The sequence below is a fragment of the Cerasicoccus frondis genome, from assembly GCA_031296915.1.
In the GTDB taxonomy this organism is placed as follows: Bacteria; Verrucomicrobiota; Verrucomicrobiia; order Opitutales; family Cerasicoccaceae; genus Cerasicoccus; species Cerasicoccus frondis.
In genome coordinates, this window is sequence record JAVDPC010000007.1 from 145,787 (window position 1) to 161,076 (window position 15,290).

The window sequence follows — 15,290 nt, forward strand, 5'->3', positions numbered from 1 at the left end:
GCTTCAAAGGCGAAATGACGGGTTTACACGAACGTCACATTGCGGTGGGTACGCTGCTACTGATAGACTGCAGGCAGTGTCTTGCCGAGCTTGGCGCTTTGGGCGGCGAGATCGAGAATGTGGATCGGGCGCCGCGACCATTCCGGGGTGATGATCAGGTCGGCTTTGCCGGTCAGAAATTCAGCAACATTCTGGTAGTAGAGCTCCTGCTTGGTTTCCTCCTGGGCGCCTTCCTGAATGCAGCGCTCTTTGCCCTCCTGCTTGCACAGCCGGTACCTGGAATGCGGGTCCATGAAGGTCACCGAGCCTTTTGTGCCCACCACGCGCATCATGCCATCGGGGGAGTCGCTGTCGAGGTGGGTGACGCTCAGTTCGACGCGGGCGCCATTGGCAAAGCGAATGACCGCTGCGGCTTCGTCTTCGTTGGCGTCGTCGCCCCAACGGGTTTGGTTGCCCCAGAAGCCATTGTAGGCAAATCCAGAGACTTCGGTGATTTCTGATTCGATGATTTGCAGCGAATACTCGAGCAAATGAACGCCCCAGTCATAGAGAACGCCGCCAGAAATAGTGCGGCTGGTGCGCCACCAGTCCCGTGGCTTGTGGCGGTGGCCCATGCGGCATTGGATCTTGTAAATGTCGCCCAATTCCCCCTCAGCGATGAGCTTGAGGGCGGTCAGCGGAATGCCGTCCCAGTGCCGGTTGTGGTAGGTGGACAGCATGACGCCGGATTCAGCGGCGGCGGCGATCATTTCGTCGCACTCGGCGGTGGTGATGGCTAGCGGCTTTTCACAAACCACGTGGCGACCTGCGCGCAATGCCTTGAGCGCCAATTCGGCATGGGTGTTGTGCGGCGTGATGAGCACGATCAAGTCTACGTCGGACTTGGCGAGCATTTCATCGATCGACGCATATGTGCCGATGCCGGGAAAATCTTCGGTCGCGACCTTGAGGCGTTCAGCATCCATTTCGGCAACGGCGACAGGGACCATCCCCTGGTCCTGGAGCTCTTGCAGGTGCTTCTTGCCCATGTTGAATGCGCCGCCGTAGCCGACAACGCCGACCTTGATGTCACTGGAGGAGGGGTAGGATTTCATGATGCTTATTCGAAGAGTTCCTTTTGTTCGTCTTCGGGACCAGGTTCAACGATTTTCTTTTCGGGCGGGTGTAAATGCTGCGGCGGTTTCTTGACGCGCAGGGCGAGCGCGGCCTCACCCTCCACCACGAGACGATCGCAAATGCGGCGCACCTGCATCTTGATCCAGCGATGGGATTGCGAGGTCGGCGTGTAGTCCGCAGGTCCGTAGCTGTCCACGCGACCGTCTTGCAGGAGTTGGTCATTCTGCAGGAACTCGCTTTCGCGCTCGGGATCATAGACTGCGAAGGTTTTGCCGCCATTGCGGCGCACCACGGAGAAAACAGGCACATCGCTCGGGCCATCGGCAATGTAGATCATGTTTTCCATCGGCACGCGGCGATCTTCCGGCAGCATCTTGGCGTTCACGGAGATGTCCGGGTTCTTGTTGGAGCCCTTGTTGATCTCAAAAATGTAGCGCGTTTTGATGGTGTTATCGACCATGACGCCGATTTGGCTGATCTCGAAATCCATCGGAATGGATAGCTCGTTCTGCTTGAGGTAGTAGGGGGGGAGTGGCGCTTCGATGAACTCACACCCAAAAACGCCGTCGACGGCATCGGCAATTTTGCTGCCGCGAATCATTTCCGCCAGACCGGTGCTGATGATGTAATGCTCCAACTGGATGTCGTGTTTGCGGTAGGCGGCCTCGGACTTGGTGAAGTCTGTCAGTTCCTGAAAGAAATCCGGCAAGCCTGGGTAGAATGGCAGTTCGGCGCCCAGTTCGCGGAGGATGCTGTTGCGTAGGCCTTTGAGCGGCCCGTTCTTAATGTAGCTCAGCAAGTGGTTCAGGTAAACGGTGTCCGGCGAAACGTGGACGCCGCGCTCGGCGTAAATTTTAGGGAGCTCGTTAACTTCCTGCCAGAATTGTTTGCCGTCCACTTTGTAGCGGCGAAAGAGCGGCTCCTGCATGTAGCCGGGTATGAGGGTTTTATCAAAATCCCAGACGCAGGCAACGATGCGTCGGCGGTTCAGGCTATGACTAACAGACATGGTTGGTGGAATTTTCCAAATAAGATGGGCCGAGGGCGAGACTCAAAACGGCCAAAACCATGGATAATCTACGATTGAAATATGGAGTAAACCGGTATTGGCTAGTGTTGTCATGGATCCTCGATTTCCCCATGGTCCCCCGCCACCTCCGCCAGGTGGAGGTCCGATGCCGCCCTATCCGCCGGGCATGCGGCCTCCGCCAGGGTATCCTATGGGTCCACCCTTTCCGCCGCCACGCCCGCCTCGGCGCAAACCAGGCGAGGTGGACCCCGATGAACAGCCCCGCAAGGGACGCTGTTTGATCCGCGAAGACGATCAAGCAACGACGCCGAAGCCAGTCATTTCGGAAGAGCCTAAGCAGACTGCGCGCGTTGGGAAATCGACCGATTACCAACTCATCAACGGCATTCGGATTAACAAAGGCTTCTTTTGGCTGTGTTTTTCACTGTTCGCTTTGGTCTTGATTGTCGGCGCCTGTATCCCGGCATACTTGATTTTGAATGGACAGAAGAGCCAGACCACGACCGTTGCAGAGGCTGAGCAAACCGCAGTGCCTCAACGAGACTCCACGCTGACCGATGTCGGCGCAGCGCCGTTGCGTGATTCATTTCAGGAGATGAAAGCCGCTGCGCTCAAGCGGGTTGAGGACCCCGCGTCCATGGTCGAAGAAATCATGGAAATCAACGGACAGGTGACTGGTTGGGGAGGCGCGAGGACTTATTCAGTCGAAGGCATCGTTAAGACCAACCACCGGGAATACGACATGAACCTTTTCGTCAAGGCGCCGAATCAGGTTCGACAGGTGTTGACGCTGGAGGACATGAAAATCACTTCCATTTATAATGGACTGAGTGGAGAGTTGCTGGCGGAAGATTTCAATAAGCAACGCTCTGTGGATCGTCGCATGAGCAAGACGCAATGTGTTTCGCTGCTCATGTCCGCGATGCCCACTTTGCCACTGTGGCAGTATAGCCTTGATGCGAGCTTGCTGGAGTTTGAAGGCAAGCGCTCGCACGATGGCGTCGTGTATTATGTAATAAGCAACGAGTCGTATCCGCCTTATGTGGTCAAACATTACTTCGATGTCGACACCATGACCGAACGTCACCGGCATTTGGAGGGACTCGATGATGAGGGGCAGTCGTTTTCAGTGGAAATCACCTTCTCCGATTACCAGCGGGATGGAGATTTCTACGCGCCCATGAAGATCGAAGTGTTGGAACGATCAGCAATCGAGGTGGCGAGTGAATTCGACATCGAAAAATGGCGCTTCAACCACGGGCTCCTGCCCAGCTTGTTCAGCCTGGATAATTCGTAGGCTTACTCCACTGCCTGCATTTTTCGGTAAAGGTCGAACAAGGCGTAGCAATACATACGGTGCGCCTTCAGCTCGCCGACGGGGGTGTCGAACGTGTGCATTTTCTCGCCGTCGTAACCGAAGATGACGACCTTGCCCTTAAAGGCGTTGGGCGCGGTCTTGTCAGCAATCAGGTTGGTAAATGACGTATAAGGCAGGTCGTCAATTTGCGGGTATTGAACGGGGGTTAGCATGCTTGGCCCAATGGGCAGCGTGTGCCCATCGATGCTGAGCGATTGCTGGGTTAGCTTGGCTTCCGCGCCAAAGGCCTGCTCCAGACCGATGAGGTAAAGCGACTTCACGACCTTGCCCTGAAAGCGCTCCAGGATTGGTGCGGCGGTCGGGTGCATGTGCTCGGCGAAGCCAACCGCGAGGGCGTTCTGTGAAAGCACAGGCAGGGGAATCCAGCCCGAGTCGCCGACGATGCTCATCGACCAGTTCTCTGGGATGCCGGGCAGAAAAAATTTCTCCGGCAGCGGATTGGGGTTGGGCTCCGAGGCGTCGATGCGTGCCTGAAGAACCACTGGTGCGCGGGCGACGGATTCCGCCAAGGCGGCGTCGCCGGGCCCGGGTTTGGGCAGATCGATGAAGAACTTGAAAATAATCGCGCGCGGCTCCTGCGCGGCAATGGCGTCGATGCCCCGGGCCATCATTTCGCGGGGCAGGGGAAAGCCACCGAGCTGCTGCTCGTCATGGGCGTCGATCAGCACGACGGCAAACGGCTCTGGCGTGTTGGCAACGGTTTGGGCAACACACCAGCAGCAGGCGAGCAGCGACAGGAGAAACGACCGGAGCAGAGATTTCATGTCCGTCGTTTTTAGTGGATCATGATTAGGCTGCCGAGGATATTTCTGTGTGGTCCTTATCCGCCGACGGAATACTTGTCCGGGTCCACGTAGACCCAGCGCATGCCGGCGGCTTCGGCGGCTTGGAGGCCCAGCTTGCTGTCCTCGTAAACGACGCAATACTGCGGCTCAACGCCGAGCATTTCCGCAGCCTTGAAGAAGCCATCGGGGGCGGGCTTGCTGTGGACCACGTCGGCCTTGGTGACGACCACTTCGAAGAGGTCGTCGATGCCGCAATACTTGAGCGTGCCGTGGACGTGGCGCGGGTCGCCGCCGGAGGCGACGGCGATGTGCAGCCCCTCGGCCTTGAACTGGCGCGCCAGTTCGGCCACCGGGAGGATGGGCTCCACGGCGTGGTGCTCCTTGACGATGTAGTCGTGGTTGTCTTTGACGACTTGGTTGACGTCCAGCGTTTCCTGGAACTTCTCGTTGATGATCTCGACGGTGTGGTGCATGCCGACTCCCGCCATCGAGTAAAAGAGATCCCAGGTAAACTCAAACTCCGCGCCGTTCTTCTCGTAGGCGTATTTCCACGCGCGGTAGTGCAGCGGCATGGTGTCCGCCAGTGTTCCGTCGCAATCGAAAATGACTGCGCGCGTTTCACCCTCGGGAAGTTTCAGGTCGCTCATGTATCTTTATTAGCGGCCTTTTTCGCGGCTTTTTTAGCCGCTTTCTTGCGCGGCGGACGCGGCGGAAAGTCAAATTTGATTTTCCCGTTGTCTTCCAAGAGTAGGAATGCGTCGAACAAGCGCCCGGTGCGGTTGGACTTGAAGCCCTTGATGAGGTTAGTCTTTCGTTCAGCCAGAAGCTTTTTCACCTCTTCGGCGGGCAGGGCCTTGCTGAGCATGTTGCGGCTCAGGCGGAAGGCGGGCTTGCCGTCGGGGTCGCGGCCTTCGGAAACGTAGGCATTCGGCGTTTCGCGGACGGGCGTGCCGTCCACCGGCGAATTGCCGACGACCGGGTATTGGCTCAGGTCGACGCTCTCATCGAGCGCTTCCTCGCCGTTGTTACCGAAGTCCAGCTCGACGCGGTGCGTGCCGTTTTCCTTTTCGGTCAGCTTGAGAATGGCTGAGAAGGACTTGCCGGTCTTCGAGGAAAAGCCGTCGATGGGGCCGATTTCGCGCTTGGTGATGAGTTCCTGCACTTCGTCCAGCTCCAGCTTCCGGTTGCCGATGACTTTGTTGACCTGGAGCACGGGGTATTCGCGGCCGCGAATTTCCACCTTGTCCTGAGAGAACCACGCGCGGTGGTCCTCCATCAGGGGCTCATTGTTGGTCGGGGAAATGAGGGTGGTCTTCTCTGCGGGGGGCGGGTTGTTGAGCTTGTCCACCATGTCCTGAGTCTCTTCCACAATGCCCTTCATGAACGCGTCGCGCGAGAGCTTGCCCTCTTCCACCAGGTGAAGCTTGTGTTCCCATTCGCCAGTCATGGCGGGGGAGGTCAACTGGTCGATGTCAAACTGCTTCAGGAACTGCATGAGGCTTTCGGCCTTTTGTGTGGGGTGCAGTTCGCGACCCTGACGTTCGATGTAACGCTCGTGCGCCAGGTGGTCGATGGTGGCCGCGCGGGTAGCCGGCGTGCCAAGGCCCTTTTCCTTCATGGCTTCGGCCAGCTCTTCGTCGTCGAGCAGCTTGCCGGCGCCTTCCATGGCGGAGAGCAGCGTGGCTTCCGAATAGCGGGGCGGGGGCTTGGTCTGGTCTTCTTCGAGGTGGGCTTCCTTGCGGTCGGCAATGGCGATCTTCGGCTGGCCGCTGCGAGCAAAGTCCGGATCGGTCAGTGGGGTCAGCGTGTCTTCGCCGATGCCGCCCTTGCCGTAGACGTCCATCCAGCCACCGACGGCGAGCACCTTACCTTCGGTCTTGAAGGAGTGCCCGGCGATCTCGCTGGTGCGGGTGGTCACGTCGAACTCCGCTGGCGGGAAGAAAATCGCGATGGTGCGGCGGGCGATCATGTCGAAGACTTTGGCTTCGAGCTCGCCGAGCTTCTTGGGCTTGGCGTCGGTGGGGATGATCGCAAAGTGGTCGCTGACCTGCTTGTTGTTAAAGATGCGCTTGTTGCCGGTGTGGACCCAGTTGTTCTGGAGCACCTTCTCGGCGTGGACGGCGTAAGGCTCTTCGAGGTTGGCGAGGGTGTTTTTCACCGTGGGGCCGTAGTCTTCCGGCAGGGCCCGCGAATCAGTTCGCGGATAGGTGATCATCTTGTGCTTTTCGTAGAGGGCCTGCGCGATGTTCAGCGTGTGACCAGCGGCGAGGCCGAAGCGGCTGTTGGCTTCGCGCTGGAGGCTGGTCAGGTCGTAGAGGCGCGGTGCGGATTGCTTGGTGCGCTTCTTCTCTTCGGTGACAGAGGCTTCGCCCGCAGCCATGATTTCCTGGACGATGGCTTCCGCCTGCTCCTTGTTCCAGAGGCGGTCAGCGCGGTCATGCTCGTCGTCGCTTTTCTTGAAATCGGGCTTCTGGTAAAGGCCGGTGTATTGGCCAGCGGCGACGCCGAAGTCCACCGTGATGCGCCAGTAATCGCGGGGCTTGAAATTGCGGATCTCCATTTCGCGCTGGTAGATCATCGACAAGGTGGGGGTCTGCACGCGGCCAACGGTGGCGGCGCGTCCGCCCCGGCGACCGAAGACGACGGTGGCGCCGCGGGTGCCGTTGATGCCGATCAGCCAGTCTGCCTCCGAGCGCGAGCGCGCGGCGTCCTGCAGCGGCTGCATCTCGGCTTCATCGCGCAGGTTCGCGAAAGCTTTCTTGATGGCGTCCGGGGTCATGGACGACATCCACAGACGCTTGACGGGCTTCTTGTTGTTGGCGAGTTCGAGGATGTAGGTAAAGATGAGCTCACCCTCGCGCCCGGCGTCACAGGCGTTGATCACGGAGGTGACGTCCTTGCGGGCGATGAGCTTTTTGAGCTCTTGAAACTTCTGCTTGGTTTTGTCGATCGGCTTGAGCTTAAACTTGTCCGGGACGATGGGCAGCGTCTTGATGGTCCAGCGCTTAAGGTCCTTGCTGATGTCCTCGGGCATGTAGAGCTCCACGAGGTGGCCGACGGCCGAGCTGATCACGTATTCGTCGTTTTCGTAAAAATCGCCCTTCTTCGGGATCTTCCCCAACACGCGGGCCAGGTCGCCCGCCACGGATGGTTTCTCGGCAATAACTAAAGTTTTCATGTAAAATGTGATCCTTGATGGACGCAGAAAGTAAACCGCAGAGAACGCGGAGAACGCGGAGGCGCTGAAATGGCTTTTTTGAAAACCCTCTGCGCTCTCCGCGTCCTCTGCGGTTAAATCAAACTGTTTGCTGGTTCGTCAAATTGGCTTACTTAGGCAGGAACTGCGGGAGGAGGTCGTCGAGCTGCTCCAGGAGTTGGGTGATGGTTTCGTCGGTTTCGTCACCCATGTTGGAGATGCGGAAGGTCTTGCCCTTCACCTTGCCGTAGCCGCCGTCGATGTCGCAGCTGTACTTGGCCTTCAGTTCCTTGCGCAGGCCTTCGAGGTCGATGCCGATCTCGTTCTTAAAGCAGCACAGGGTCTTGGAGCCGAATTCCGCTGGCGGAAGCAACTCGATGCCGTGCTTGGAGCCCCAGGCGCGGACGAGGTTGTTCAGGCGCTCGTGGCGGGCGTAGCGGTTTTCGAGACCTTCTTCGAAGATGTCCTCGAGCTTGCTTTGCAGCGCGTAAATCAGCGGGATGACCGGTGTGGACGGCGTCATGCTCTTCTCGTAGTTCGACTGGAACTCGAGGAAGTCAAAGTAGTAACCACGGCCTTCGACTTCGGCGGCGCGCTTGAGGGCGCGTTCGGAAACGGAGAGCAGGGCGAGGCCGGGAGGGCAGGCCAGGGCTTTCTGCGTGCCGGTCAGCAGCACGTCGATGCCGAGCTCGTCCTTCTTGATCGGTAGGGCGCTGAAGGAGCTGACGGTGTCGGTGATCGAAATCACGTCCGGGAACTCGCGGAGGACTTCCATGATGCCCTCAAGCGGGTTCATGGTGCCGGTGGAGGTCTCGTTGTGGATGAAGGTGATGGCGTCGTACTTGCCGGTTGACAGCTCGCGGCGAACGTCTTCCGGGTCAATCGGGGTGCCCCAATCATACTGAAGCTTGCCGCAGGGGAGGCTGCAACGTTTGGCGACGTCGTTCCACTTGTCGGAGAAAGCGCCGGACATACAGTTGAGCACGCCCTTTTTCGTGACGTTACGAATCGAGCCTTCCATCACGCCCCAGGCGGAGGAGGTGCTCAGGTATACCGGGTCCTGCGTGTACATCAGCTCCTGGAGCTTCGGCTGGACGGCTTGAAAGAGGTTGACGAAATCTTTGCTCCGGTGCCCCATCACCCACTGGGTCATGGCTTGATAGGTCTTTTCCGAAACAGCGATCGGTCCTGGAATGAAGAGTTTATAGCTCACGTTGTCTTGCGTTGAATATTATAAAGCAGCAGCGGCTATAGAGTGGAATGCCGCGCGGTGTCAACGTATGTATCGGAAATTTTATCAATGACGCCTCACTTCGCCTGTGGAGATCGGCCGGGCTGAACCGGTCGTTTCGCGGGTGGACGTTGTGCTATTGGCGCACAGTCAGAGACTTGAGCCACCGGTGCCCGAGCCGGTACTGCCAATCCAGCGTTGCATCGCAGATGGTTAGATTTGGGGCGGCCTGAACCAGCGCTTGCAGCGAGGCCTCCATTTGTAGTTTGACCAGGGAGCCGCCGAGACAGGAATGCTTGCCGCGCCCGAAGCTGAGGTAGGGGTTGGGGCTGCGCTGGATGTCGAAGCGATTGGGCTCTGGAAAACGCTCGGCGTCGCGGTTGGCGGAGGCCAGCACGAGCAAGATCGCGTTGCCTTGGCGGATGGTTTGCCCATGCAGCTCGAAGTCTTCCAGAGCGACGCGCCCGATGAATTGTGCGGGCGATTCAAAGCGCAGGCACTCGTCGACCGCCGGGCCGATCTCGGCGGCGTCTTGGCTCAGTTGAGACCACGCATTGCCGTGTTTTAGCAGGCAAACCACGGCGTTGGCGATGCCGCTGTCGACGTTCTCAATGCCGTCGGCAAAGATCAGCAAACAGTTGTCGACCAGCTCACGGTCGGTGATCGCGGCCTCCCCGGCGGCTTCGTTGGCTTGAACCAGCAGGGAGAGGAAATCGCTGCCGGGAGTCGATTTGCGCGCGGCGATCTCAGCGTCAAAATAAGCGCGGAACTCGACTAGCGTTCGGTCGACTGCTTCGCGAATCTCAACCGACGGTATTTGCGTAAAGAGGTAGAAAAAATGGTCGGTCCAGGCTTTTAATTTATCGGCGTCGGCGGAGGGCAGGCCGAAAATCTGCAAAATAACTTCCAGCGAGAATGGTGTGGCAAAGCGCTCGATGAGGTCGAATGGCTCGTTGTGCGGCAGTTCTTGTGCGATGCTGGCGGCGATGGCGTTCAGGTCGGGGAGACCTTCGCGCATGTATTGGTGGAAGGCGCGCGCGAGCAATTTCCGGGCGGCTGTGTGGTCCGGCGGGTCCATGAACGCGATCAGGTTGTTCGCGACGTCGGCGCAGGTGTAGCGCTCCCGGTTTTTGCCGTTGATAATGGCGTAGCTTGCTGGCGCGTTGCTCAGGCGCTTATCGCTGAGCGCGGCGGTGATGTCATTCAGGCGCGTCAGCACCCAGGGGCCGGAGTCGCTGCGTAACAGGGGCGCAGACTCGCGTAGCGCCTGCAGAAACGGGTAAGGGTCCGCGATAAACTCTGGTGATGCAGGGTGAAAGACCGCCGGGGCGGGCTTTTCTGGGGATGGCTCGACGGGGGCGGTCTTCTGTCCAAAAATGCGTTTAAAGAGCGACATTCCACTTGGCGATTTGGGCTGCATTCGCTTCGAGGTGCTGGCTCACGAGGGCGCGTTGCTTGTCACTCAGCGGTTTGCCGGCGGCAAAGGTTGCGAGGATGTCGGCATTGTAAAAACGAAGCGCCGCCGACAGCATGAAGACTTCGTCGCGCAGGTCCTCGGTCGTGCTCGGCGAGCAAATGTCGGCGATGTTGTCGCTGGCCAGGCGGATCGGCACTCCGGCGGCGGCAAACTCCAACAGCCGCGGAATGCAGTTGTAGGTGGGCGTGTTGATGGCGCGAAGCTGGCGCATGCCCACGGCAGCCGAGGGGCAGCAGATGACGCCGATGCCCGTTTCCAGCATGCCGTCCACCAAGCGGTTGAAGCGGTCGTCGTCGTAGGTGGAAGGGGAGATCAAATGGACCGCCCAGACCATGGGGTCTCCGTTGGGAGACTGGGGGGCGCCCCAGCGGCGCACGGCTTCCACAAGTCGCTCGGTGCCGGATTCGCTGGGCTCATTGCGCTGGTCGGTGTGGACATGGATTGGTTTGCCCAGCTCCTGGCCCAGCTCCAGAAAACGGCGGCAATGCTCCATGAACCCAATGTGCTCGGGGTATTCGTCCTGGTCGTCCGCTTCGGGCAGGGCGGACAGGAAGTCTGCTTTTTGCGCGGCGGCCTGGAGGATTTCCCAGCGTTCGGGCTCGTCGTCGCGGAAACCGAGCGGAGAGTAAGCCGCCACCTGAAGGTCGATGGAGTCCCGGTATTTATGCTTCAGGTCGAGGGCGATTTCCAGAGCGTTGAGCTTGACGCGGTCCGCAGTGGTGTCGGTCAGGGTGTCGGCGCGGCGCGTGCCGCAGTCGATCAACCCGTTGAGGTAAAGTTCAATGCGTTCGCGCAAATCCTCCGGCTCATAAGCGCGCCCGGCGTGCACGGCGCCAATCAGGTGGTGCTTCTCATGCAGCGACAGATGGAAGTTCCGGCTGATCTCGTGGTCGACTCCCGCAAAGTATTTTTCGTGCAGCGTGCCAGCCCGATCCAGGTGAAGGTGCGCGTTGAAGATGCCGCCTTGTTCGTGCAGGCATTCATTCAGTCGTTTGTAGAAGGGCGATTCAATCATGGTCGCTAGTCGTTCAGGTAGTTTGCGGCTTGGCGGGGATCCATTGCAGCCATTTGGCGGAACCCATCACATTGATGGGGAACCGTAAGGTATTGGAGTGTGTCCCGTGCGTCAAAATGTGGTGAGCGGCCTCAACCACCTCCAACTCCAGGATGCGGCGGCAGTTCGCCACGGGGCAGGGGATGTCTAAATCTAGTTCTAGCTTGGCGCCCGGCGCCAACTCCTCGGTCAGCGAGGCAGAGCGCCCGGCGTCGCCACGGCAGTGGAATTGCCGATTCAGCCAGCGTGCCCGCAGGACGGCGCCGCTGGCCGGTTTAAACGGTTTATCCGAAACATTCTGCAGGGTGACACGAAGGCGAATGCTGCCTTGGCGAGTGACGAGGCGCGGCGCTGTCGTCCGGATGACAATGCCTGGCTTTGGCATCGGCATCGGAGCAAAGTCTGCATCAGGCAACTGAGGCAGGCGCTTTACGAAGGCATCGCGCAGCACCGAGCGGATCAGCACGTTTTCGTGTTGGGCGTCAAACTCATGGACGGCGAACGCTTTACCTGACAGGTTGGCGAAATAGCTGCGAGCAGCGTCGGAGGCCATCGCGTTACGCGTCCATTCGCTGGTCAAAAATAGTTCAACTGGAAATGGATAATCGGTTTTTGCGGGCAGGAAATCCACCCCCGCGAGGCAAGCTGTCTTGCGGCCAAGCTGGGCTAGATAACCTGCGGTCAGGAAGGCGATTTTCGCGCCCTCGCAAACGCCGCCCAAGAATATCTCGCCCTGGGGTTGGATGCGGTCGATATCCAGTGCGTATTGGCGGGCGATGGCTTCGTTGAGCGCGTTGGAGCGACCATCGACTTTGAACAGCGTGCGCATCATGTAGATGCTCAGGCGCCCTTGTAAATCCTCCTGGCAATGGCGGATCTCGCCCTGGTCGCACCAGAACAGATTCTGCTTCCCGGCCTTGGTTCCCTGGACAATTAACTGGCTGTGCCCGCAGCGTTCGCCCTCCCAAAAGCTGGTGAAGTGCATGACCTGCCGGTGGATGGCGGCGGGCAACTCTCCCTCCGCCGCCGGGTCGGACGCCGCGTTGGTCGCCACGGCAACCAGCTCGCTGAACGCGTTGAATTCTGAGGCGTCGAATAGCTCGTAGGTTTTGACGTCTACGTTCAATCGGCTGCGGATCGTTTCGATCAGATTCAGCGCGCTGAGCGAATCGCCGCCCAGGTCAAAAAAGTCGTCGCCATGAGCCACTTGCTCGACCTTGAGCACTTCTTTCCAGATCGCGGCGATTTTGGCTTCGAAAAAACTGAGAGGAGCGTCGTCGCCTTGCTCATTTTGTGCTGCGCCAACGAACATTTCCGCCAGGCGATAGCGCTCCAGTTTGCCCCCCGGACGGCGGGGCAGCGAGTCGGCAAAAAAGACTTTGCGCGGTGTCTTGTAAGCGGCCAATTGAGAGCGCAGAAAATTCAGCAACTCATCGGCGTCGACGGCCCCGGGCGAGTCCGGGACAACGGCCAGGGCGACGTCCTCCCCCAGTGACGGGTGCATGATCGCAAATGCCGCCGCCTCGCGCACTCCGGGAAATTCCTGGGCGAGCGCATCGATCTGCGTGGGGGCAATTTTCTCGCCGCCACGGTTGATGATTTCCTTGGCGCGCCCCGTGAGGTAGAGGAACCCATGAGCGTCCACGCGTCCAATGTCGCCCGTGCGCAGCCAGCCATCCACCAAGGCGGTTGCGTTGACTGACTCCGGGCTTTCGTAGGCGGAGATCACGGTTTCGCCGCGGACCCAGATTTCACCCGTCTCATCGGTGGTGAGCGGGGCGCCGGCATCATCCGCAATTTTTATTTCGGGGCCGCAAGGTTTGCCTACCGAGCCGACGCGACGTTCTTCGGGGGTTAGTCCGTTGCTCGTGATGACGCCAGCGGTTTCGCTCATCCCGTAAATTTCCACGACCGGGACGCCGAACTTGGCCTCGATGTTGTGATGCAGGACGGGGGGCAACGCGGAGGATACGGAGCGGATCAAGCGCAGCTGATGCTTTTCGGGCGCCGGGGCGTCTGAGTTGAGAATGTCCTGGAGCATCGTCGGCACCCCCTGATACCAGGTGATCGGCTGGCTGGCCAGCGATTGGTAAAACGTTGTCGCGCGACTGTCGGGCGCCAGGTAAACCGAGCCGCCAGCTTTGAGCGGCGCCAGCAGTAGATCGACCACCGCGCCAATGTGAAACATCGGCAACACGCTCAAGCAGCAGTCTGACTCGGAGAGCGCGAGTGAGCGAATCAAGTTGTCGCACGACGCGTCGAGCTGTTGGTGAGTTAGCGCGATTACTTTGGGTTCCGCAGTGGAGCCGCTGGTGTGGAGGACCAGCGCCGTCGGTTCGCGCTCAACTGGTTTCGGCTCAGGCAGTTCGTTGAGCTTCTCCAGTTGCCAGTTTTCGGCGCTTTGACCAAGTGGCGCGTGCAGGGCAAAACAGGGTATGTCCAGGCCAAGCGCAGTCGCAGTGAGCTCGGCGTTTGCGCCTTCCACCACGATCCAGTCAATGGACATGCGCTGGGCGAAATCCGCCAGCTCGGATTGAGAGTAAGCCGGGTTCAGGGGAACGGCGGTGCGGCTGCGCATCGCGCCCATCAAGCAAAGCGCATAAAGCCAACGGTCCTCGATCAGCAGGCCGATTCGCTGACCGTTAATGGAGGAAAATAGCGCCTCTATCTGCTCGAGCCATTGGCTGAGTTCGCCAAAAGTCAGCGTAGTCCCACCGCTATGGATGAGTGCAGTACGCGTAACTCGTTGCCTGGCAGTAGACTCCAGGAAATCTCGATCAGTAGTAGACATCTGATGGAACATTTTCTCTAATGCTTAGTGACTTTAGTCAAGTCGTTGCGGCCCGTACCCGCTGATCTCGCGGCCCCAGCCGATGAGCTTGATCAGCATGGGTTGCCCTCATTCGTATGCGTGGTAGGCGTGCTCGGCAGGGTTCGAAGTGAAGGGCGTTGGTATTGCAAGATATAGAATTGACAGTGAATTTTCGCAGCCACTATAAGGTCGGGGCTTTTTTTGAGGGGTTGCTTTCCTCATTGCTATTGCGATTCTGTGCAGATCCAGTAACCAACTTATTAGACTGAAATATTGATGCTCCCCTGGCCTTAGTGGGGGCTATCCGGGAAAACTACGCTACCCTACAATTTAATGAAAAGCGATAAATTCGGGCCTCCTGTGGCAACCGCAGAGCAACAACAGGCTGTTGCCAACATGCTTAAAAAGCTACAGCCAGCAGTTGTGCCACATTCATTTCCCAATCTCTTAATTATTGGTCCACAGTGCACTGGCACGACTTGGGTTTACCGCAACCTTGAGTCGCATCCTCAGGTTATGTTTTCCACCGAAAAGGAGCCGCATTTTTTTGCTGAGCACTCGTTGATGGATTTTATTGATAGCGGCGAACTGCCGGATTTAGCCGCTTATCAACAGATGTTCGCGCGTCCTTTCATGAAACGTGTTTTGGGCCCTAAGCCCTTTATCTTGGCTGAGGCGACCGCATCCTACGCTTGGCAACCAACCTATATCATCGATGCGATCACTTCCTTTAAGCCAGACGTCAAGGCCATCATGTTGGTGAGAAATCCTGTCGAAAAACTCTGGTCTAACTTTCGGCGTAAGATGGTGGATGAAGGCTGGTATCAAAGTCTGGATGAAGTGCCCGAGGCGGTTATCGAGCAGTTTATCCAAGAGCCGCGGCAAATATACTCCGCGAGCTTCACCAAGATGATTGCAAATTGGAAAGCCCGCTTACAGCCAGGACATCTCTTTATTGGAAGGTTTGACGATCTATCTGCACGCCCAGCAGAATTAATGCGCGACATTTTTCAGTTCCTGCAGATCGATGGTCGCATTCAGGTCGATGAGGCGGTGAATAAGAATAAAATTCGCATATCAAGTAAGATGGATCTGCCTGAAAAATATCGAAACTTATTGAAGCAAACTTTTGCCGATGAACTTGCTTTGCTCGCCTCGGAGTACGGTTACTCTTGGGAGTAATTTTTGTCCGGTGTTTACTCGGCCCGTAG

11 protein-coding genes are annotated in these 15,290 nt (G+C 58.3%); 2 read left to right on the top strand and 9 right to left on the bottom strand.

Annotation, left to right across the window (positions count from 1 at the left end; all coding sequences use genetic code 11):
* Window positions 1–56: 56 nt before the first annotated feature.
* On the bottom strand, window positions 57–1,094 hold the full coding sequence (locus tag RBB63_RS08010) for a Gfo/Idh/MocA family protein (protein WP_309382903.1): 1,038 nt from the start codon (window positions 1,092–1,094) through the stop codon (window positions 57–59).
* Between the two features lie 5 nt (window positions 1,095–1,099).
* Window positions 1,100–2,125, bottom strand: coding sequence for an HAD family hydrolase (locus RBB63_RS08015; protein ID WP_309382905.1), 1,026 nt, complete (start codon window positions 2,123–2,125; stop codon window positions 1,100–1,102).
* A gap of 211 nt (window positions 2,126–2,336) precedes the next feature.
* Here RBB63_RS08015 and RBB63_RS08020 point away from each other — a divergent pair, with 211 nt between their 5' ends.
* The gene (locus RBB63_RS08020; RefSeq protein ID WP_309382907.1) at window positions 2,337–3,443 is read left to right on the top strand and encodes a hypothetical protein; all 1,107 of its coding nucleotides are present in this window, start codon (window positions 2,337–2,339) and stop codon (window positions 3,441–3,443) included.
* A 2-nt stretch (window positions 3,444–3,445) separates the two neighbouring features.
* Here the strand turns inward: RBB63_RS08020 and RBB63_RS08025 are convergent, their stop codons facing one another.
* The 7 genes from RBB63_RS08025 to RBB63_RS08055 form a co-directional block, all read right to left on the bottom strand.
* Window positions 3,446–4,288 carry a CHASE2 domain-containing protein gene (locus tag RBB63_RS08025; protein ID WP_309382909.1) on the bottom strand — a complete coding sequence of 281 codons (843 nt, stop codon included), beginning with the start codon at window positions 4,286–4,288 and terminating at the stop codon, window positions 3,446–3,448.
* Between the two features lie 56 nt (window positions 4,289–4,344).
* Window positions 4,345–4,956, bottom strand: coding sequence for an HAD family hydrolase (locus RBB63_RS08030; RefSeq protein ID WP_309382911.1), 612 nt, complete (start codon window positions 4,954–4,956; stop codon window positions 4,345–4,347).
* Window positions 4,953–7,487, bottom strand: coding sequence for a DNA topoisomerase III (locus RBB63_RS08035; RefSeq protein ID WP_309382913.1), 2,535 nt, complete (start codon window positions 7,485–7,487; stop codon window positions 4,953–4,955). The genes RBB63_RS08030 and RBB63_RS08035 overlap by 4 nt, the downstream gene beginning before the upstream one ends.
* Before the next feature lie 148 nt (window positions 7,488–7,635).
* Window positions 7,636–8,718, bottom strand: a complete 1,083-nt coding sequence (locus tag RBB63_RS08040) for a pyridoxal-phosphate-dependent aminotransferase family protein (protein ID WP_309382915.1) — start codon at window positions 8,716–8,718, stop codon at window positions 7,636–7,638.
* A 154-nt stretch (window positions 8,719–8,872) separates the two neighbouring features.
* On the bottom strand, window positions 8,873–10,132 hold the full coding sequence (locus tag RBB63_RS08045) for a cytochrome P450 (RefSeq protein ID WP_309382917.1): 1,260 nt from the start codon (window positions 10,130–10,132) through the stop codon (window positions 8,873–8,875).
* Window positions 10,119–11,228 carry an amidohydrolase family protein gene (locus RBB63_RS08050; RefSeq protein WP_309382919.1) on the bottom strand — a complete coding sequence of 370 codons (1,110 nt, stop codon included), beginning with the start codon at window positions 11,226–11,228 and terminating at the stop codon, window positions 10,119–10,121. The genes RBB63_RS08045 and RBB63_RS08050 overlap by 14 nt, the downstream gene beginning before the upstream one ends.
* A gap of 13 nt (window positions 11,229–11,241) precedes the next feature.
* Window positions 11,242–14,058 (bottom strand): non-ribosomal peptide synthetase, encoded by a 2,817-nt coding sequence (locus RBB63_RS08055; RefSeq protein WP_309382921.1) that lies wholly within the window; start codon window positions 14,056–14,058, stop codon window positions 11,242–11,244.
* A gap of 354 nt (window positions 14,059–14,412) precedes the next feature.
* Between RBB63_RS08055 and RBB63_RS08060 the strand changes: the two genes are divergently transcribed.
* A complete protein-coding gene (locus tag RBB63_RS08060; protein ID WP_309382924.1) occupies window positions 14,413–15,261 on the top strand; it encodes a sulfotransferase family protein in 849 nt (282 codons plus the stop codon).
* Window positions 15,262–15,290: the final 29 nt, after the last annotated feature.